We start from the raw sequence: 689 nt of genomic DNA on the forward strand, positions 1-689 counted from the left end.
GCCGTATAAAAAGCGTTAAACCGTACATATATTCGGAGATATCCTTTGTTTTATGAAAAGATAGGTGGCTTTGAAATTAGAGCTTTTTTTGACAAACAACAACACAAGCTCATCAATAAAGTTACTTACCGTAGAAAGCTTCTTCCAACGCAGGTTTTAGATGACAGACTTTCTCAAAGTTATATCGGCTACACTTTAATTCTTGCAGATCTAAAGAATGTCGTAGCTTGGGGTAACATTGCTCTTGGTATATTAGAACAAAAGGAAATAACTTCCGAGCAGCACGCAATTTTAAATAGCCTTTTGGTATCAATCGTTACGACGTACTGGAAATGTTTTGCCGACACAAAAGGGAGGCATGGAGTACGTTTAAATGTGAAACAGATCCAGAATGAGTATAAATTTATTCATCATGAAATCAGAAGAATCCGCCATAACTATGCTGCTCACAGCGGTGATGACCCTTTCGAAAGTGGTTATGTTTTGTATGTTGAAGATATTGTAGGTAAAAACAGGTTTGAGCCATTTACAATTCCGATCCATCGCCGCGCAAATCACGGTGATAAGAAATTAACTAGCAATATCATAAAGCTGAGTGAAAGTTTGATCGAAAGTATCCACCTGAAGCAAGAAAAAATATTGGAGAAGATCAAGGAAAGTACGGTTTAATCAATCTGTTTAAGAGGGAT

At 36.9% G+C, this 689-nt stretch carries 1 protein-coding gene; it reads left to right on the top strand.

Annotated elements, in window-relative coordinates:
* Nucleotides 1-45 precede the first annotated feature (45 nt).
* Nucleotides 46-669 (top strand): hypothetical protein, encoded by a 624-nt coding sequence (locus KIV40_RS27340; protein ID WP_050937225.1) that lies wholly within the window; start codon nt 46-48, stop codon nt 667-669.
* The last annotated feature ends 20 nt before the right edge of the window (nt 670-689 follow it).

Source organism: Vibrio sp. D173a, assembly GCF_030248475.1.